At 66.4% G+C, this 17,541-nt stretch carries 18 protein-coding genes; 14 read left to right on the top strand and 4 right to left on the bottom strand.

Annotated features, from left to right (window positions below; translation table 11 throughout):
* Nucleotides 1-28: 28 nt before the first annotated feature.
* The 3 genes from AO057_RS15105 (at nucleotide 29) to gstA (ending at nucleotide 2,183) form a co-directional block, all read left to right on the top strand.
* Complete coding sequence (locus AO057_RS15105; protein ID WP_057676726.1) at nucleotides 29-400, top strand: hypothetical protein; 372 nt, start codon at nucleotides 29-31, stop codon at nucleotides 398-400.
* Nucleotides 401-425: 25 nt separating this feature from the next.
* Nucleotides 426-1,466, top strand: a complete 1,041-nt coding sequence (locus AO057_RS15100) for a DMT family transporter (protein ID WP_057676725.1) — start codon at nucleotides 426-428, stop codon at nucleotides 1,464-1,466.
* Between the two features lie 111 nt (nucleotides 1,467-1,577).
* A complete protein-coding gene (gene gstA / locus AO057_RS15095) occupies nucleotides 1,578-2,183 on the top strand; it encodes a glutathione transferase GstA (RefSeq protein WP_057676724.1) in 606 nt (201 codons plus the stop codon).
* A 12-nt stretch (nucleotides 2,184-2,195) separates the two neighbouring features.
* Here gstA and AO057_RS15090 read toward each other — a convergent pair whose 3' ends face one another.
* The 4 genes from AO057_RS15090 to AO057_RS15075 all read right to left on the bottom strand — a co-directional run bounded on the left by AO057_RS15090 (nucleotide 2,196) and on the right by AO057_RS15075 (nucleotide 7,059).
* Nucleotides 2,196-4,268, bottom strand: coding sequence for a copper-transporting P-type ATPase (locus AO057_RS15090; protein WP_205630071.1), 2,073 nt, complete (start codon nucleotides 4,266-4,268; stop codon nucleotides 2,196-2,198).
* A 120-nt stretch (nucleotides 4,269-4,388) separates the two neighbouring features.
* Complete coding sequence (locus AO057_RS15085; protein ID WP_240480792.1) at nucleotides 4,389-4,625, bottom strand: SHOCT domain-containing protein; 237 nt, start codon at nucleotides 4,623-4,625, stop codon at nucleotides 4,389-4,391.
* A gap of 130 nt (nucleotides 4,626-4,755) precedes the next feature.
* Entirely contained in the window at nucleotides 4,756-5,850 is a 1,095-nt protein-coding gene (locus tag AO057_RS15080) for a GGDEF domain-containing protein (RefSeq protein WP_057676723.1), read from the bottom strand.
* A gap of 42 nt (nucleotides 5,851-5,892) precedes the next feature.
* Nucleotides 5,893-7,059, bottom strand: coding sequence for a sigma-54-dependent Fis family transcriptional regulator (locus tag AO057_RS15075; RefSeq protein WP_371258277.1), 1,167 nt, complete (start codon nucleotides 7,057-7,059; stop codon nucleotides 5,893-5,895).
* A 170-nt stretch (nucleotides 7,060-7,229) separates the two neighbouring features.
* Between AO057_RS15075 and AO057_RS15070 the strand changes: the two genes are divergently transcribed.
* The 11 genes from AO057_RS15070 (at nucleotide 7,230) to AO057_RS15020 (ending at nucleotide 17,536) form a co-directional block, all read left to right on the top strand.
* Nucleotides 7,230-7,706: a 4Fe-4S dicluster domain-containing protein gene (locus AO057_RS15070; protein ID WP_057676722.1), complete on the top strand. Its 477-nt coding sequence runs from the start codon at nucleotides 7,230-7,232 to the stop codon at nucleotides 7,704-7,706.
* 11 nt (nucleotides 7,707-7,717) lie between these two features.
* Nucleotides 7,718-9,565 (top strand): aldehyde ferredoxin oxidoreductase family protein, encoded by a 1,848-nt coding sequence (locus tag AO057_RS15065; protein ID WP_057676721.1) that lies wholly within the window; start codon nucleotides 7,718-7,720, stop codon nucleotides 9,563-9,565.
* A 65-nt stretch (nucleotides 9,566-9,630) separates the two neighbouring features.
* Nucleotides 9,631-10,929, top strand: a complete 1,299-nt coding sequence (locus AO057_RS15060) for an NAD(P)/FAD-dependent oxidoreductase (RefSeq protein WP_057676720.1) — start codon at nucleotides 9,631-9,633, stop codon at nucleotides 10,927-10,929.
* A gap of 19 nt (nucleotides 10,930-10,948) precedes the next feature.
* Nucleotides 10,949-11,203 carry a sulfur carrier protein ThiS gene (locus tag AO057_RS15055; protein ID WP_057677321.1) on the top strand — a complete coding sequence of 85 codons (255 nt, stop codon included), beginning with the start codon at nucleotides 10,949-10,951 and terminating at the stop codon, nucleotides 11,201-11,203.
* A gap of 50 nt (nucleotides 11,204-11,253) precedes the next feature.
* On the top strand, nucleotides 11,254-11,553 hold the full coding sequence (locus AO057_RS15050; RefSeq protein WP_057676719.1) for a hypothetical protein: 300 nt from the start codon (nucleotides 11,254-11,256) through the stop codon (nucleotides 11,551-11,553).
* A gap of 157 nt (nucleotides 11,554-11,710) precedes the next feature.
* Nucleotides 11,711-12,430, top strand: coding sequence for a DUF4395 domain-containing protein (locus tag AO057_RS15045; RefSeq protein ID WP_057676718.1), 720 nt, complete (start codon nucleotides 11,711-11,713; stop codon nucleotides 12,428-12,430).
* 286 nt (nucleotides 12,431-12,716) lie between these two features.
* On the top strand, nucleotides 12,717-13,892 hold the full coding sequence (locus tag AO057_RS15040; protein ID WP_057676717.1) for a branched-chain amino acid ABC transporter substrate-binding protein: 1,176 nt from the start codon (nucleotides 12,717-12,719) through the stop codon (nucleotides 13,890-13,892).
* 63 nt (nucleotides 13,893-13,955) lie between these two features.
* Nucleotides 13,956-14,885 carry a branched-chain amino acid ABC transporter permease gene (locus AO057_RS15035; RefSeq protein WP_057676716.1) on the top strand — a complete coding sequence of 310 codons (930 nt, stop codon included), beginning with the start codon at nucleotides 13,956-13,958 and terminating at the stop codon, nucleotides 14,883-14,885.
* Nucleotides 14,886-14,889: 4 nt separating this feature from the next.
* The gene (locus AO057_RS15030; RefSeq protein ID WP_205630043.1) at nucleotides 14,890-16,053 is read left to right on the top strand and encodes a branched-chain amino acid ABC transporter permease; all 1,164 of its coding nucleotides are present in this window, start codon (nucleotides 14,890-14,892) and stop codon (nucleotides 16,051-16,053) included.
* The gene (locus AO057_RS15025; protein WP_057676715.1) at nucleotides 16,050-16,832 is read left to right on the top strand and encodes an ABC transporter ATP-binding protein; all 783 of its coding nucleotides are present in this window, start codon (nucleotides 16,050-16,052) and stop codon (nucleotides 16,830-16,832) included. The genes AO057_RS15030 and AO057_RS15025 overlap by 4 nt, the downstream gene beginning before the upstream one ends.
* Nucleotides 16,829-17,536, top strand: a complete 708-nt coding sequence (locus AO057_RS15020; RefSeq protein WP_057676714.1) for an ABC transporter ATP-binding protein — start codon at nucleotides 16,829-16,831, stop codon at nucleotides 17,534-17,536. The genes AO057_RS15025 and AO057_RS15020 overlap by 4 nt, the downstream gene beginning before the upstream one ends.
* Nucleotides 17,537-17,541 lie beyond the last annotated feature (5 nt).

Raw genomic sequence — 17,541 nt, 5'->3', positions numbered from 1 at the left:
TGCGCCGCAGATGATGGAGAGTAAGACCATGAAGAAGTTTCTGATGATGGTTCTGTTGGGTTTGACCAGCCTGGGTTTTAGTGCCGCCTGGGCGCATGGGGATGCCAAGCCCAGGCATGGCGGTGTGGTGCGGGAGGTCAGCGACCTGACTTTCGAACTGGTGAGTGATGCCAAGGGTGCGGCGATCTATGTCGAAGACCATGGCCAGCCCATGGCGCCGACGGGCATGAGCGGCAAGCTCACCGTGCTCAAGGGCAGCGAGAAGACCGACTACCCGCTGGTGGCCGGTGCCGACCGGCTGGAGGCCGCCGGGGCCCAGCTGCCCAAGGGCGCCAAGGCCGTGGCCGTGATCAACGGTGCGGGCAGGAAGACCCTCACGGTGCGCTATACGCTCAAGTGAAAGCCTTCTGCGATACGCTCTCCCCATGACATCCAGCGTTTTCTACGCCCTGCTGGCGGCGGCCCTGTTCGGGGCCAGCACGCCGGTGGCCAAGCTGCTCGTGGGCGAGCAGCCGCCGGTTTTGCTGGCCGGCCTGCTCTACCTGGGCAGCGGCATCGGGCTGGGGCTGGCGCGGCTGCTGCGCGAGCGCGGCTGGAAATCCTCGGGGCTGGCCCGGGGCGACTGGCCCTGGCTGCTGGGCGCCATCCTCTTTGGCGGTGTGCTCGGGCCGGTGGCCCTGATGTTCGGGCTGACCCAGGTCAGCGGCTCGACCGCCTCGCTGCTGCTCAATCTCGAAGCGGTGCTGACGGCCGTGATCGCCTGGTGGGTCTTCCGCGAGAACGCCGACCGGCGCGTGGTGCTGGGCATGGTGGCCATCGTGGCGGGGGGTGTGGTGCTGTCCTGGCCCGGCGGCGAGGGCGCTGCCTCCAGCGGCTGGGGGCTGCTGGCGATTGCGCTGGCCTGCCTGTGCTGGGCCATCGACAACAACCTCACGCGCAAGGTGGCGGCTGCGGATGCGCTGTTCATCGCCAGCACCAAGGGCCTGCTGGCCGGCAGCGTGAACACCACGCTGGCCCTGGCTTTCGGCGCCACCTTGCCGGCCGTGGAGACCCTGGGCCTGAGCCTGCTGCTGGGGCTGCTGGGCTACGGCCTGAGCCTGGTCTGCTTCGTGCTGGCGCTGCGCGGCCTGGGCACGGCGCGCACCGGCGCGTATTTCTCGACCGCGCCCTTCCTCGGCGCCGCCGTGGCGCTGGGCCTGCTGGGCGAGAGTGCCACACCGGCCTTCTGGCTGGCCGCGGCATTCATGGGCCTGGGGGTCTGGCTGCACCTGAGCGAGCGGCACGAGCATGAGCACACCCATGAGCCGCTGGAGCACACGCACCCCCATGGGCACGACGAACACCACCAGCATGAGCACGACGCCGCCTGGGACGGCACCGAGCCGCACATGCACTGGCACCGGCACGAGGTGCTGACCCACAAGCATCCGCACTATCCGGACATCCATCACCGGCACGGGCATTGAGCGGGCGGGGCCGATAGACCCAGCGCGAGCGAGGATGGCGCGCTTTGCCTACACTGGCGCGGCCTGCCTCGTCACGGGCGGGAGCCATTCATTCTTTGCGAGACCTACTCCATGAAACTCTTCATCAAACCCGGCGCCTGCTCCCTCTCCCCCCACATCGTGCTCGAAGAACTGGGCCTGAAGTACGACACCGAGGTGGTGGACCTCAAGGACAAGAAGACGGCCTCGGGCGCCGACTATCTGACGATCAATCCCAAGGGTTACGTGCCGGCGCTGCAGCTGGATTCCGGCGAGGTGCTGACCGAAGGTCCGGCCATCGTGCAGTACCTGGCCGACAGCCAGCCCGCCAAGAAACTGGCCCCGGCCAACGGCACGGTGGAGCGTTACCGCCTGCAGGGCTGGCTGACCTTCACTGGCACCGAGCTGCACAAGACCTTCAGTCCGCTGTTCAACCCGGCCGCGCCGCAGGAGTGGAAGGATTTCTGCCGCGCCAACATCGAGCGCCGCCTGAAATACGTGAACGAGCAGCTGGCCGGCAAGGACTACCTGATGGGCCAGGACTTCAGCGTGGCTGACGCCTACCTGTTCACGGTGACGAACTGGACCAAACGCGTGGCCATCGACATCAGCGGCCTGCCCAACCTGGTGGCCTACATGGCCCGCGTGGCCGCGCGCCCGGGCGTGCAGGCGGCGATGAAGGCTGAAGGGCTGGTCTGACGGCTTGGCTGCCTAACGACGGCTCAGGCGCAGGGCATTGCCGATGACCGAGGCGGAGCTCAGGCTCATGGCCAGGGCGGCCACCATGGGTGAGAGTAGCCAGCCGGTGAACGGGTACAGCAGGCCCGCCGCGACCGGGATGCCCAGCGCGTTGTAGAGAAACGCGAACATCAGGTTCTGCTTCATGTTGCGCACGGTGTCGACCGACAGCAGACGCGCCACCGCGATGCCGCGCAGATCGCCCTTGATCAGCGTGACCTGCGCGCTGTTCATGGCCACGTCGGTGCCGGTGCCCATGGCCACGCCCACGTCGGCCTGGGCCAGGGCGGGGGCATCGTTGATGCCGTCGCCCGCCATGGCCACCACACGGCCTTCGCGCTGAAGCCGGTCGACCAGGGCCAGCTTGTCGGCCGGCTTGACTTCACCGTGCACTTCGTCGATGCCCAGCCGCGTGCCCACGGCCCGTGCCGTGGTGAGCCCGTCGCCGGTGGCCATGACAATGCGCAGGCCCGCCGCCTTGAGCGTGGCCAGGGCTTCGGGGGTGCTGGGCTTGATGGGGTCGGACACCGCCAGCAGGCCGGCGAGCTGGCCGTCCACTGCGAGGTACATCACGCTGGCGCCTTCGGTGCGCAGGCTTTCGGCTTGTGCGGTCAATACCTCCACCGCGACGCCGGCCTGTTGCATCAGGGCCGTGTTGCCCAGGACAAGTGAACGCCTGCCCACCGCGCCGCGCACGCCGATGCCCGAGCTGGATTCGAACTGTTCGGGGGTGTCCAGCGCCAGGCCACGCGTGCGCGCGGCCTGCACGATGGCGGCGGCCAGCGGGTGTTCGCTGCCCTGGTCCAGGCTGGCGGCCAGGCGCAGCACCTCGTCGTCGGTGAAGCCGGGGGCGGCGATGGTCCGCTCGAAGGCGGGGCGGCCTTCGGTCAGGGTGCCGGTCTTGTCGATGATCAGGGTGTCGATCTGGCAGAACTTCTCGATGGCGGCCGCATCGCGGAACAGCACGCCGTGCGTGGCGCCCCGGCCGGTGGCGACCATGATGGACATGGGTGTGGCCAGGCCCAGCGCGCAGGGGCAGGCGATGATGAGCACCGCCACCGCATTGATCATGCCGTAGACCCAGCGTGGCTCGGGCCCCCACAGGCCCCAGGCCAGCAGGGTCAGCACGGCGATGGCGACGACGACCAGTACGAAATAACCGGCCACGACGTCGGCCAGACGCTGCATGGGCGCGCGGGAGCGCTGCGCCTGGGCCACCATCTGCACGATCTGCGCCAGCATGGTGGCCGAGCCCACGCGCTCCGAACGCATGACCAGCGCGCCGCTGGTGTTCATGGTGGCGCCGATGACCTTGTCGCCGGCGCGCTTGGTGACGGGCAGCGGCTCGCCGGTGAGCATGGATTCGTCCACCGCGCTGCTGCCTTCGGTCACGGTGCCGTCGACCGGCACCTTCTCGCCGGGGCGGATGCGCAGCAGGTCGCCGACGTGCACGTGCGCCAGCGGCACGTCTTCTTCCGTGCCGTCGCTGCGGATGCGCCGGGCCGTCTTGGGCGCCAGGCCGAGCAGGGACTTGATGGCGGCCGAGGTCTGCGAGCGCGCCTTGAGTTCGAGCACCTGGCCCAGCAGGGTGAGCGAGATGATGACGGCCGCGGCCTCGAAATAGACGCCCACACGGCCCATGGAGACAAAGGTGTCCGGGAAGCTCTGCGGCGCGACGGTGGCCAGCACGCTGTAGACGAAGGCGGAGCCGGTGCCCAGGCTGATGAGCGTCCACATGTTCGGGCTGCGGTTCACCACCGACTGCCAGCCGCGCACGAAGAAGGGCCAGCCCGCCCACAGCACGATGGGCAGCGACAGGGCGAACTCCACCCAGGTCTGGGTGGCGGCGCTGAAGAGGGCCAGCGTGTGCCCGGCCATGGCCAGCAGGGTGACCACCACGGTGAGGGGGAGCGTCCACCAGAAGCGGCGCTGGAAATCGCGCAGTTCGGGGTTGTCGTCTTCCTCCAGCGTGGGCATCACGGGTTCGAGGGTCATGCCGCACTTGGGGCAGGTGCCCGGATGGTCCTGCCGGATCTCCGGGTGCATGGGGCAGGTGTAGAGAGTGCCTGCGGCCGGGGGCGCCACCGTCACGGCCGGCGCGGTGGCCGGGGGATGGTGATGCGCGCGATCGTGCTGGCTGTTCATCGCAGTGGCGGCATGGCGCTGTCAGTTCTCAGGCTGGTCGCGGTCGAGCAGGGCCTTGGCCTGTTCATAGGCTTCCGGCGTGATCTCGCCGCTGGCCAGTCGCCGGCGCAGGATCTCGTGTGGTGTGTCCCGGTCCCGGCGCCGGGCGCGTTTCTCGGGGCTCAGCACCGTGAACCACAGCACCACGATCAGCACCAGCCAGATGAACCACCAGAAGCCGTGCATGCCGCCCATGTAATAGCCGTATTCGGGGAACATGATTCACCTCCTCGAGAGTGACGTGTGGCCAGGGGTGCCCGTGCGCTGCGCACGTCCGTCGATGTGCGGTTGTGGCACCGAAGCCCGGTCTTGTCAACCGCGGCCTGGCGCGGCGACGCAGCGGCCGGGCTCAGGCCCGGTAGACGATGCGGTTGCGGCCGGTCACCTTGGCTTGCAGCATGGCCTGGTCGGCCTTGTCGATGGAGGCGGCCAGATCGTGGCTGGCCAGAACTTCGGCCACGCCGATCGAGGCGGTGACCGGGGCCGGCCCGGCGAGCTCGGTTACGGCCCGGCGCAATTTCTCGGCCACCAGCAGGGCATCGTCATGCCGGGTGTTGGGCAGGCAGATCAGAAACTCCTCACCGCCCCATCGCAACACGCTGTCGTCGGGGCGCAGCATGTTGCGCAGCGTCATGGCGATGTTGCGCAGCACCTGGTCGCCCACGGCATGGCCCAGGGTGTCGTTGACGGTCTTGAAGTGATCGACGTCGACCATCAGCAGGAAGGACGATGGGTCGGTCGTCGACCGGCGCAACAGGCGGCGCTCGATGATGGGCAGGGCGTGCCGGTTCAGCACGCCGGTCAGCGCATCGTGGTACACGGCCTCTTCCAGCGCCGTGCGTTCGGCCAGGGAGGTCAGGACCGAAGAAAACAACTCGCCCAGCGCGGTAAAGAGGCTTTCGCCCACGTCGCGGAAGTAGTGCTCGTGGTCGGCGTAGATGACGAACAGCCCGCCCATGCTGGTGAAGCTGGACTTCAGCGGCACCGCCATCACGCTGCGTACGCCATGGTCGTTCGCCATCTGGCGCCAGGGGCCGTAGGGGGAGCGGCTGGAGATGCGGAACTGTTCCGGGGTCTTGCCGCCCAGGGTGCGATAGGCCGGGCCCTGCTCCGTCAGGACATTGCGCTCGATGGTGGTGTTGGCGGCATAGTCGCTGGCCACACCGGCGTAGGCCTGCGGGCGGATGACGTTGGTCTTTTCGTCGCCGAACCAGGTCCAGGCCAGGCGGATGTGCTGGCTGGCGCCGCACATGGCTTCGCAGACGCCGCGCACCAGCTCCAGTTCGCGACGCACGGTCATCAGCCGTGCCGCACTGGCCAGCAGGGTTTCGGCGATCAGGGCGCGCTCGGCCAGGGGATTGAAAGGCGCGTGCGGCCCATCGGTCGCTGCCAGTGGTACCCGTATGGGGGCCGGCTGGCGCAAAAGCCGCTTGAAGAAGCTCATGGGGTGGGTTCCGGGAGGGCGACACGGCGGCCGCCGCAGGGTTCAGTCCCGCTTGGCCGTGCCGAGCTTGCGGTAGACGGTGGCGCGGCTGATGCCCAGGTTGCGCGCGGCCTGGGCCACGTTGCCGCGGGCTTCTTCCACGGCTTTGCGGATCAGGCCGGTCTCCACGTCGCGCAGGGGCAGGGTGGTGGCCGTGGCGCTGGCCGTGCGCGGCATCATGACGGGGCCGGCAGCTCGGCCCACCAGTTCGGCACGTGCCTGCAGGCGCAGGCCGGACCACAGCGGCACTTCCACCGGCTGGCCCTGGCGCGCGGCGTCGAACAGCATTTCCCAGGGCAGGGCGAAGAGGTCGCGGCTGTGCAGATCGCTGTGCTGGCCGCCGGCCAGCAGCGGCAGCAGCTGGCGCGCTGCGCGGTTGCTGGCGCACACCTGGCCGTCGGCGTCCAGGGCCAGCAGGCCGTCGGCGTCGTCGCCCAGCGGCATGCCAGGCCAGTTCATGCGCAGCAGCAGGCGATGCGGGCGCTGCAGCATCAGGGCGTTTTCGATGCGGCGCGCGGCGTGCGTGGCCAGGTGGCGCAACTCGGGGCGCTCGGCGGCTTCGATGCCGGTGAGGTCGAGCATGCCCACGCAGCGGCCATCGGGGCCGAACAGGGGAGAGCCGGCGCAGCTGTAGATCGAGGTGTCCTGGAAGAAATGTTCACCGCGGTGCAGCCAGACCGGCTGCAGCTCGCGCAGCGCGGCGCCGATGGCGGTGGTGCCCACGCTGTTTTCCGAGAGGTTCACGCCCACGCGGGTGATGAGGGCGGCACGGCGGTCGCTGCGGTCGATGGGGCCGTCGGTGTCGATCACCACGCCTTCATGGTTGGTGAGGATGGCGAAGTAGCGTGTTTCGGCCAGGGCGCCGCCGAGCTGCTTGAGGATGGGGCGCGCGGCCTGCATCAGCTTGTGGTTGGCCTCCGAGGCCTGGCGCATGACGGCGGCCGAGACGGCCTCGAAGTTCACGCGCTCCTGCGGGCGCAGGCCGCGGGCCAGGCAGCGCTGCCAGCTCTGCGCGATCCAGGGTTCGATCAGGCCGCCGGCCATGGGCGCGGCTTCCAGCATGGCGAGCTGGCGAGCCTGCGCGATGCGCGCGAGGCGGGAAACGGGTTGGGGAGTGGGCGTGGCATGCATGGCGGTATGCGGCGGCGGATCGTGCTTGACGCGCATCATGCCAGTCTTTGGCATTCCTGGGGCGGTGTTGCATTTTGAGAATAAAGCTCGCTGACGCCATAGCCGACTAGGGTTCTCCCTAGTCCCTCCTGGGGGCTGCGATTCAAGAATGCCTATGCATAACCATTCATAGGCAAAGTGCCGCGGCACGACCCCCCCAGGAGACCTCCATGCAAAAGGTGTTGCACATCAACGCAGACAAGTGCACCGGCTGTCTGCAGTGCGAAATGGCCTGTTCTTTCGAGAACTACGGCACCTTCGCCACCGCCAAGTCGCGGATCAAGGTATTCGACTTCCACCACACCGGCAAGAAAGTGCCCTACACCTGCACCCAGTGCGACGAGGCCTGGTGCCTGCACGCCTGCCCGGTGGAGGCGATCTCGGTCAACAAGGAGACCGGCGCCAAGGTGGTGAACGATTCCACCTGTGTGGGCTGCAAGGTCTGCACCATCGCCTGCCCCTTCGGCACCATCAACTACGTGGCGGAGACCGGCAAGGTGCAGAAATGCGACCTGTGCGGCGGCGAGCCGGCCTGCGCCGACGCCTGCCCGACCGGGGCCATCACCTTCATCGACGCCAACTGGACCGGCCTGGGCAAGATGGAACAGTGGGCCAACAAGCTCGGCAACCAACCCTCTGCGACTTAAGGAGAAACATCATGTCTTGGGCAGGAAAAATTCTCCGCGTCGATCTGACGAAGGGCACCGTGAAGTCGGAGCCGCTGAACATGGACTGGGCGCACGCCTACCTGGGCTCGCGCGGCCTGGGCTCCAAATACCTGGTGGAAGAGGTGGACGCCAAGGTCGACCCGCTGTCGCCGGGCAACAAGATCATCTGGGCCACCGGCCCGCTGACCGGCACCATGGCCTCCACCGGCGGGCGCTACACCGTCATCACCAAGAGCCCGCTGACGGGCGCCATCGCCTGCTCGAACTCGGGTGGTTACTGGGGCGCCGAGTTCAAGATGGCCGGCTGGGACATGGTGATCTTCGAAGGCAAGAGCCCGAAGCCCGTATACCTCTACGTGAACGACGACGTGGCCGAGCTGCGTGACGCCGGCCACCTCTGGGGCCAGAGCGTCTGGAAGACCGAAGAGGCACTGAAAAAGAGCCTGCAGGACCCGTTGCTGCGCGTCTCCAGCATCGGCAAGGCGGGCGAGAACGGCGTGCTGTTCGCCGCCGTGGTCAACGACCTGCACCGCGCGGCCGGCCGCTCGGGCGTGGGCACGGTGATGGGCAGCAAGAACCTGAAGGCGATTGCCGTGCGCGGCACCAAGGGCGTGGGCAACATCCGCGACCCGAAGGCCTTCATGAAGGCCGTGAAGGAGAAGAAGCAGATCCTCAAGGACAACGCCGTCACCGGCCAGGGCCTGCCGGCCTACGGCACCCAGGTGCTGATGAACGTGATCAACGAGGTGGGTGCGCTGCCCACGCGCAACCACCAGGACGTGCAGTTCGAAGGCGCCAAGGACATCTCGGCGGAAGCCATGGCCACGCCGCGCAAGACCGACGGCAAGAAGCAACTGGTGACCAACCAGGCCTGCTTCGGCTGCACCATCGCCTGCGGGCGCATCAGCAAGATGGACGAGGGCCACTTCACGGTGGCCAACAAGCCGCAGTACTGGGGCGCCTCCGGCGGCCTGGAGTACGAAGCGGCCTGGGCGCTGGGCGCGGCCAATGGCGTGAACGATCTGGAGTGCCTGCAGTACGCCACCATGATCTGCAACGAGGAAGGCATCGACCCCATCAGCTTCGGCGCCACCGTGGGCGCGGTGATGGAGCTGTATGAAAAAGGCGTGCTCACCAAGGAACAGATCGGCATCGAGGCGCCCTTCGGCTCGGCCAAGGCGCTGGCCTTCCTGGTGGACGAGACGGTGCACGGCCGCGGTTTCGGCAAGGAGATCGGCCAGGGCAGCAAGCGCCTGACGGCCAAGTACGGCCACCCCGAGCTCTCCATGACCTCCAAGGGCCAGGAGTTCCCGGCCTACGACGGTCGCGGCATCCAGGGCATCGGCCTGGCCTACGCCACCAGCAACCGCGGTGGCTGCCACCTGCGGGGTTACACGATTGCCTCCGAGGTGCTGGGCATTCCGGTCAAGACCGATCCGCTGCAGCATGAGGGCAAGCCCGAGCTGGTGAAGGCCTTCCAGGACGCGACCGCGGCTTTCGACTCGTCGGGCCTGTGCATCTTCACCACCTTTGCCTGGGGCCTGGCCGACCTGGCGCCGCAGCTGCAGGGTGCGATAGGCGAGCAGTACACGACCGAGGAGCTGGAGAAGATCGGCGAGCGCATCTGGAACATGGAGCGCGAGTTCAACAACCGCGCCGGCCTGACCAAGGCGGACGACTCGCTCCCGAAGCGCCTGCTGACCGAACCGGCCAAGACCGGCCCGGCCAAGGGCAAGGTCAGCGAGCTGGCCAAGATGCTGCCCAAGTACTACGAGGTGCGCGGCTGGGACACCGAAGGCCGGCCCACGCCCGCGACCAAAAAGCGCCTGGGGCTGTAATGAGAAACCACCCTCGCCCCTTTGGGGAGAGGGTAGGGTGAGGGGCAGATCCTCTGGAGAACCATATGCATCATGTGATCCTGGGCGCCGGCCCGGCCGGCGTGATCGCGGCCGAGACCCTGCGCCGGCAGGCGCCGGACGACCGCATCACCCTGGTGGGGGACGAGCGCGAGGCGCCGTACTCGCGCATGGCCATCCCCTACCTGCTGATGGGCAACATCGGCGAGGAAGGCACCTTGCTGCGCAAGGGTGCGCGCCATTACAGCGATTTGCGCATCGAGGCCGTGCAGGCCAAGGCCATCCAGCTGGATACGAAGGCGAAGCAGGTCACGCTGGACAACGGGCAGTCCCTGGCTTTCGATACGCTGCTGATCGCCACCGGCTCCAACCCGGTGAGCGCGCCCATCCCGGGCATGGACCTGCCCGGCGTGGAGAGTTGCTGGACGCTGGCCGACGCGCGCGCCATCCAGGCGCGTGCGGCCAAGGGTGCGCGCGTGCTGCAGATGGGCGCGGGTTTCATTGGCTGCATCATCCTGGAAGCCCTGGCCGCACGCGGTGTGGCGCTGACCGTGGTGGAGATGGGCGACCGCATGGTGCCGCGCATGATGGGCCCGGCCGCTGGCGGGATGATCAAGCAGTGGGTGGAAGCCAAGGGTGTGGCGGTGTTTACCGGCACCAGGGTGGAGTCCATCACACAGGGCAAGGACAAGACGCTGGACGTGAAACTCTCCAACGGCAAGACGCTCAATGTGGACCTGGTCATCAGCGCCACGGGCGTGAAACCCGCCATCGGTTTCCTGGAAAAAACGGGGGTGAAGTGCCTGCAGGGTGTGCTGACCGACGAGCACATGCAGAGCAACGTGCCGGGCATCTATGCCGCGGGTGACTGCGCCGAGGCCTTTGACAAGGTCAGCGGCACCACGGTGGTGAGCGCCATCCAGCCCAACGCGGCCGAGCAGGCGCGCGTGGCGGCGCTGAACATGGCGCTGCAGAACAGGCCGGGCAAGCGTGCCGTGCTGCGCGGCGTCACGCAGATCAACGTGCTGGACACCCTGGGCCTGATTTCCACGAGCTTCGGCAACTGGCAGGGCGTGAGCGGCGGCCAGCACGCCGAGCTGACCGATGCGCCGGCCTGGCGCCACCTGAGCCTGCAGTTCCAGGACGACGTGCTGGTGGGCTGCAACAGCGTGGGCTGGACCGAACACGTGGGTGTGATGCGCGGCCTGGTCGAAGGCCAGGTGAAGCTCGGTGGCTGGAAGGACGAACTGCTCAAGGACCCCACGCAGCTGGTGCCGGCGTATCTCGCCTGCGCGCAGGCGCAGGGCCACTGGAGCGGGGCGGACGATGCGCGTCGGCGCGCATGACGGCCTATCATTCCCGGTGATGAAGATCACCTTCAAGCTCTTTGCCTCGCTGACCGATTACCTGCCGCCGCAGGCGCGCGGCGACAACCAGATCGCCGTGGACGTGGCGCCCGGCGCCACCATCACGCAGGTGATCGAACCCTATGGCCTGCCGCACAAGCTGGTGCACCTGGTGCTGGTCAACGGCGTGTACATCCCGCCCGATCAGCGGGCCACGCGCGCGCTGGTCGAAGGCGATGTGCTGGCGATCTGGCCGCCGATTGCGGGCGGTTGATGCATCCACGTTCGGGCTGAACCCGTCGAAGCCTGGTCTCTGCAGCAGCGATGCAATCCTTCTACCCCGAGACCTTCGAGCGCGACATGGCCTGCACCGAGGCCGAGTGGCTGGCGTGGCTGCCGCGCGCGGTGGGGACGCATCCGTATCAAGTCACCGGCTTGCAGGCGCAGGTGAGTCTGGGGGCTGGGCGGCTGGAGCTGGCCTGGCGCGTGGAGCCCCCGCGGGTGATCGCCCTGATGCGCCTGCCACGCCTGGCTGTGCGTTTTGTCTTCATCGGTGTGCCTGAAGCCGAGCGCCACGCTTTCATGAAGCGATTTGATCTCTACACGCAGCGAGGGGGAGGGTAAACCCCAGTTCCCGGGTGTATTCCCCGGATTTCGCTTGCGGGATAGTGAAACTTTCTTATATGCTCACACACTTAACTATGTGAGTCCCTAGCCATGCAGAGCCCGTGCGCGCGGGCTGTCGCGGCCCACCTCACCTTCATCTGCTGAGAGTCCATCCATGCCACTGAAAAAAGCCCACGGGCCGTTCTTCACCACCTTGCGCCGCCTGTGGTTCCAGGACCCGGCCGCCGACACGCTGTTCATCAACGACATCGCGGTGCGCATCCGCGCCGGCATCATGCTGGCCATCCCCCTGTTCATGGCCTTCACGCTGTACGACGCGGTGTTCGGCTCGAACTGGGTGGTGACCGGCAATTACATCAAGGACACCTTCGAGACGGACTTCGATGAGCGCATCCTCTACCACGTGGAAGCCATCCGCCGTACCTACGACTACACGCTCCAGACCTGGGTGCTGCTCTATGCGCTGTTCGAGATGCTGGCGGGCATGTTCGCCATCACCGCGCGTTTCTCGCCCACCATCTACATCGCCAGCCTGCTGGCGCGTCACCATGCCCCGGTGTGGAAGCCGCTGACCCCCAAGCGTTTCGCCTGGTCCATCGGCGCGAGTTTCATCGCGGTCTGCCTGGTCTTCTTCAACCCGGACACCTTCGCCGGCTGGGTCAACGCGGTGGCCATGCACGAGCTGCTGCCCACCACGTTCAACTACATGCCCAAGTGGATCCCGCTGGTGCTGGTCTGGGTCTGCCTGGGGTTCATGTGGATGGAGACCGTGCTGGGTTTCTGCGTGGGCTGCAAGGTCCATTCCCTGCTGGTGAAGATGGGCGTGATGAAGGACGAGTGCGAGGCCTGCAACAACCTGAGCTGGAACACCTGAGGCCGGCTTGTCAGCCCCAAGTAAAAAGCCACCGCAAGGTGGCTTTTTACTTGGGGCCGGGGGCAGGCAGTTGTCTACCGCGCCCTCCCGATGGCCATTGCTCCTCCTCATGGTGCATATGCACCGCCGTTGAGCGGGTTTACCCTTGTGGAGGGTGTAGTTTTGTATGGCATAAACGTTGCTTAATAAATTCAAGTCACTTGAATTATGTGCAAGTAGCGCGAATTCGGTTGGCAGGATTTGATTTTGTTAGGCACCCCACCCATTCCATTGAAAGGATATGACTATGCTCTCCAGGAAAACCGTACGTGCGGGCTCGGCCCTGCTGGCTGGCGCTGCGCTGTCCCTCTTGTCCGTGCCCGCCCTGGCCAAGGACGTTGTGAAGATCGCCTTCATCGCACCGCTGACCGGCGGGGTGTCGAACATGGGGCTGGGCGGGCGCAACTCGGCGGACCTGGCGGTGCGCCTGCGCAATGAGGACCCCAAGGCCAAATACACCTACCAGCTGGTGACCCAGGACGACGAGTGCAAGCCCAATGTGGGCGTGCAGGTGGCCACCAAGGTGGCGGCGGACAAGAGCATCGTCGCCGGCGTGACGCACTACTGCTCGGCTGTGGCCATGGCGACCGTCAGCGTCTACAACCGTTTCGGCATGCCCGCCATCGTCTGGGGCGCCGTGCTGCCGGACGTGACCTACGCCAACAACTTCAAGGAAGTGCACCGCGTCAACGGCACCATGATCAACCAGAACGAGGTGGCTGCCAAGTTCATGACCGGTCTGGGCTACAAGAAGTGGGCCATCATCCATGACACCACCGACTACGGCAAGGGACACAACAAGTTCTTCAGCGACTACCTGAAGAAGAACGGCGGCACCATCCTGGGTACCTTCGGTGTGACGGCCGACCAGCAGGACTTCACCACCGAGCTGACCAAGATCCGCGAGCTCAAGCCCGACGTGATCTACTTCGGCGGCCTGACACCGCTGGGCGTGCGCATCCGCACCCAGATGGAGAAGCTGGGCATCAAGGCCCAGCTGCAGGGCACCTCCGGCATCAAGTCAGACGCCTACATCACCGGCGCCGGCAAGGAGTTGGCCGAGGGCAGCCTGTCCTTCATCGAAGGCGCGCCCTGGGAGAAGCTGCCGGGTGGCCTGTACTTCACGGGCAAGTACACCCAGCAGAAATACAGCGAGCCAGCCGAAGCCTATGGCCCCTTCGCCTTTGCCGCGGCGAACCTGATCATGGACGCGGTCGAGAAGGTGGGCCCGGACCGCAAGAAGGTGCTGGAAGTTCTGAACAAGACCAAGGACGCCGACACCATCATCGGCAAGGTCACCTTTGACGACCACCGCCAGAACATCGTGCCGCTGATCAGCAAGTACGTGGTCGAGAACGGCGCCTGGGTGGTCTGGGAAGACAGCAGCTACGGCAAGGGCAAGCGCAAGCTGGCTGGTCTGTAAACAAGCCTGACCGTCCGCGCCCGGTGCGCGGACGGCTGGTCTCTCCATGTTCTGGAACTGGCGATGAGCGAAATCGGTCAATACATCTTCAACGGCTTGATGCTGGGCATGATCTATGCCATGGTTGCCGTCGGCTTCACCCTGTTCTTCGGGGTGCTGGACGTCATCAAGTTCTCCCACGGCGACACGCTCATGGTGGGCGCCTTCGCCGGCCTGACGGCGTCGATCGCGCTGACGCTGGTGGGCGTCACTTCGCCGCTGCTGCAGCTGATCTGCGTGGTGCTGTTCGCGGTCGGGGTGACCGGGGCGCTGGGCGCCCTCATCGCCAAGTACCTGATCCTGCCGCTGCACAAGGCACCACCGCTCAACACCCTGCTGGCAACGCTGATGCTGGGCACGGTGATCCGCGAGGCCGTTCGCCTGTTCTACCCCGACGGCTCCAACCCCAAGCCCTTCCCGGCGCTGTTGCCCACCTCCTCGCTGGAGCTTGGCAGCATGTCGCTGCGGATCGACAACCTGATCCTGCTGGCCTGCGGCCTGGCGGCCATTGCCGGCGTGCACTTCCTGATCACGCGCACCAAGCTGGGCATGGCGATCCGCGCCGTGGCGCAGGACGGCGAGACGGCGCGCCTGATGGGCATCAACTTCGAGGCGGTGGTGCTGTTCACCTTCGCGCTGGGCTCGGGCCTGGCTGCGCTGGCCGGTGTCATGAACGGCCTGTATTACAACGAGGTCAACTTCAACGTCGGCCTGCTGCTGGGCGTGATCGGCTTCGCCGCCGCCATCCTGGGCGGGCTGGGCAATATGTATGGCGCCATCATCGGTGGCTTCCTCTTCGCCACCCTGCAGGTGCTGGGCAGTGCCCTGCTGCCGGCCCTGATCCCCGACATCCCGAGTGCCTACAAGGACGTGTTCGCGTTCGCGGCGGTCATCATCTTCATGGCCTGGAAACCCACCGGCCTGATTGCAGAAAAATCCAGCGAGCGCGTTTGAAACCATGAGCCAGATCGAAAAATCTCCAAGAGGCGCCCTGACGCTGGTGGCGGCCGCCGTGGTCATGACCCTGTATGTGTGGATGTTCCTGCATGCCGAGAGCCAGGCGGCTGTTGCCGTGCTGATCGTGGCGGCGGCCGTCGCACTGGCCGTCAGCCGCAAGCTGGGGGCGACCAGGACGATGGAAGCCGCGGTGGCGCAACGCCCGGGGCTGACACGCGTCCTGTCGCTGCTGGGCGCCGTGGCGCTGATCGCAGCCTTCCACAACTCGCACTTCGTGCTGCTGATGCTGTGCGCCGTGCTGCTGTTCTCCACCGCCTGCCTGGGGCTGACGGTGCAGTTCGGCTACTCCGGTGTGGCCAATTTCGCCGGCGCAGCCTTCTTCGGCATCGGCAGCTACGCCACGGCCGTGATGGCCGCGCACACGCAGATCCCGCACCTGCTGGTGATCCTGTTCTCGGGCCTGATCGCGGCCCTCATCGGCTCGGTGCTCATCACGCCGGTGCTGCGCACGCGCGGCCACTACGCGGCGCTGGTGACCATCGCCTTCGGCATCCTGTTCAAGACCTTCATCGAGGTCAACGACGTGCTGGGCGGCCCGCAGGGCCTGCAGGTGCCGGGCATGAAACTCTTTGGTGTCGCGCTCAACGAAGGCATCACGATCCCCGGCGTGGAGATGTCCTTCTACGTGGCCTATGCGCTGCTGAGCCTGCTGGTGTTTGCGGGGGTCTACGCCCTGGTCAGCGCATTGGAGCGTTCCTGGATCGGCCTGAGCATGGACGTGGTGCGCACCGACGAGACCGCCGCCTCCACCTTCGGCCTGCACATCGCGCGCTGGAAGGTGATCGCATTCACCACCGGCAACTTCTTCGCCGGCATTGCCGGCGCGCTCTACGGCATGGTGTCGGGCTTCGTGGCGCCCAACAACTTCACCTTTGCCGATTCGCTGCTGTTGCTGTCCATCGTCATCCTCGGCGGCCTGGGCAATATCGCCGGCCTGATTCCGGCCGCGCTGATCGTGCTGGTGCTGCCGGAGAAGCTGCAGTTCATCCAGGAGTACCGCTTCCTGCTGTTTGCCGCGCTGGTGATCGTGATCCTGCTGTTCCGTCCGCAGGGCCTGCTGCCGCGCAAGACCCGCATCTTCTTCCGCGGGGAGGCCTCGAAATGAGCCCCAAGAACCTGATCGAGGTGGAAAACCTCACCATGCGCTTCGGTGGCCTGACGGCGCTCGACGAGCTCAACATGTCGGTGCGCCAGGGCGAGATCCTGGGCCTGCTCGGGCCCAACGGCTCGGGCAAGACGACCTTCTTCAACGTGCTCACCGGCCTGTACAAGGCCAGCAGCGGCAGCATCCGCTATGACGGTGCCGACGTCATCGGCAAGACGCCGCAGGAGATCTACCGCAGCGGCGTGGCGCGCACCTTCCAGCGCTCGCGCCTGTCGCTCTCGCTCACCGTGTTCGACAACATCGTCATCGGCGACTACCAGCACATGCAGCACGGCCTGCTGTTCAACCTGCTGCGGCGCAAGGCCTTCCGTGCCGAATACGAGCAGTACGTGGAGAAGGTGCGCGACCTGCTGAAGATCTTCAGCCCGCCGCTGGTGGAGCGCCTGTTCGAGCCGGTGGAGACCTTCACCATGATCGACCGCCGCCGCATCGAGGTCTGCCGCGCGCTCATGAGCCAGCCGCGCCTGCTGCTGCTCGACGAACCCTCGGCCGGCATGACACACGACGAGACCGACGAGCTGATGCAGGACATCCTGCAGGTGCGCGGCAAGATGAGCCATCTGTCGGTGGTGCTGATCGAGCACGAGATGAACGTCATTCAGCGCGTCACCGAGCGCTGCGTGGTGCTGAACTACGGCCGCAAGATTGCCGAGGGCAGTTACGCCGAGATCACGGCCGACGCCAATGTGCAGACCGCTTACCTGGGAGAGGCAGCATGAGCAGGCTCACCGTACGCAATCTGACGACGGGTTATGACAAGGTCAACGTCCTGCACGATGTGTCGATCGAGACGGAGCCCGGCAAGATCACCTGCATCCTGGGCGCCAATGGCGCCGGCAAGAGCACGCTGATCCGCGCCATCCTCGGCCTGACGCCCGCGCGCCAGGGCCAGATCCTCTGGGACGGGCAGGACATCACGCAGGAGAAGACGCACCGCATCATCGCCAGCGGCATCGCCTGCATCCCCGAGGGACGCAAGGTGTTCCCGCGCATGACGGTGCAGGAGAACCTGACCCTGGGCGCCTACCTGGAAGTGGACGCCAGCCAATTGCGCAAACGCCTCGACAACGTCTTCGAGGTGTTTCCGCGCCTGAAAGAGCGCGCCAGCCAGCTGGCCGGCACCATGTCCGGCGGCGAGCAGGCCATGGTGTCCATCGGCCGCGGTCTGATGGCGAACCCGAAGCTGCTGGTCATCGACGAGCCCTCGCTGGGCCTGTCGCCGCTGTACGTGAAGGAAAACTTCCGCGTCATCCGCCAGATCAACGAGCTCGGCATCACCGTGCTGCTGGTGGAGCAGAACGCGCGCCAGACGCTGGCGATCGCGCACTACGGCTACGTGCTGACCCAGGGCCGCGTGGTGGCCGAAGGCACGGCGCAGGCCCTGTCCGAGAACGACGAGGTTCGTTCGGCCTACTTCGGCTGAGGGCT

It is taken from the genome of Curvibacter sp. PAE-UM, from assembly GCF_001432305.1.
In the GTDB taxonomy this organism is placed as follows: domain Bacteria; phylum Pseudomonadota; class Gammaproteobacteria; order Burkholderiales; family Burkholderiaceae_C; genus Hylemonella.
This window is presented reverse-complemented; position numbering and strand designations above follow the sequence as displayed.

What these genes read in the sequence shown, in the direction of transcription:
- AO057_RS15105 (WP_057676726.1), top strand. Translation starts at nt 29, where the DNA reads ATGAAGAAGTTTCTGATGATGGTTCTGTTGGGTTTGACCAGCCTGGGT.
- AO057_RS15100 (WP_057676725.1), top strand. Translation starts at nt 426, where the DNA reads ATGACATCCAGCGTTTTCTACGCCCTGCTGGCGGCGGCCCTGTTCGGG.
- gstA (WP_057676724.1), top strand. Translation starts at nt 1,578, where the DNA reads ATGAAACTCTTCATCAAACCCGGCGCCTGCTCCCTCTCCCCCCACATC.
- AO057_RS15090 (WP_205630071.1), bottom strand. Translation starts at nt 4,268, where the DNA reads ATGCACCCGGAGATCCGGCAGGACCATCCGGGCACCTGCCCCAAGTGC.
- AO057_RS15085 (WP_240480792.1), bottom strand. Translation starts at nt 4,625, where the DNA reads ATGTTCCCCGAATACGGCTATTACATGGGCGGCATGCACGGCTTCTGG.
- AO057_RS15080 (WP_057676723.1), bottom strand. Translation starts at nt 5,850, where the DNA reads ATGAGCTTCTTCAAGCGGCTTTTGCGCCAGCCGGCCCCCATACGGGTA.
- AO057_RS15075 (WP_371258277.1), bottom strand. Translation starts at nt 7,059, where the DNA reads ATGATGCGCGTCAAGCACGATCCGCCGCCGCATACCGCCATGCATGCC.
- AO057_RS15070 (WP_057676722.1), top strand. Translation starts at nt 7,230, where the DNA reads ATGCAAAAGGTGTTGCACATCAACGCAGACAAGTGCACCGGCTGTCTG.
- AO057_RS15065 (WP_057676721.1), top strand. Translation starts at nt 7,718, where the DNA reads ATGTCTTGGGCAGGAAAAATTCTCCGCGTCGATCTGACGAAGGGCACC.
- AO057_RS15060 (WP_057676720.1), top strand. Translation starts at nt 9,631, where the DNA reads ATGCATCATGTGATCCTGGGCGCCGGCCCGGCCGGCGTGATCGCGGCC.
- AO057_RS15055 (WP_057677321.1), top strand. Translation starts at nt 10,949, where the DNA reads ATGAAGATCACCTTCAAGCTCTTTGCCTCGCTGACCGATTACCTGCCG.
- AO057_RS15050 (WP_057676719.1), top strand. Translation starts at nt 11,254, where the DNA reads ATGCAATCCTTCTACCCCGAGACCTTCGAGCGCGACATGGCCTGCACC.
- AO057_RS15045 (WP_057676718.1), top strand. Translation starts at nt 11,711, where the DNA reads ATGCCACTGAAAAAAGCCCACGGGCCGTTCTTCACCACCTTGCGCCGC.
- AO057_RS15040 (WP_057676717.1), top strand. Translation starts at nt 12,717, where the DNA reads ATGCTCTCCAGGAAAACCGTACGTGCGGGCTCGGCCCTGCTGGCTGGC.
- AO057_RS15035 (WP_057676716.1), top strand. Translation starts at nt 13,956, where the DNA reads ATGAGCGAAATCGGTCAATACATCTTCAACGGCTTGATGCTGGGCATG.
- AO057_RS15030 (WP_205630043.1), top strand. Translation starts at nt 14,890, where the DNA reads ATGAGCCAGATCGAAAAATCTCCAAGAGGCGCCCTGACGCTGGTGGCG.
- AO057_RS15025 (WP_057676715.1), top strand. Translation starts at nt 16,050, where the DNA reads ATGAGCCCCAAGAACCTGATCGAGGTGGAAAACCTCACCATGCGCTTC.
- AO057_RS15020 (WP_057676714.1), top strand. Translation starts at nt 16,829, where the DNA reads ATGAGCAGGCTCACCGTACGCAATCTGACGACGGGTTATGACAAGGTC.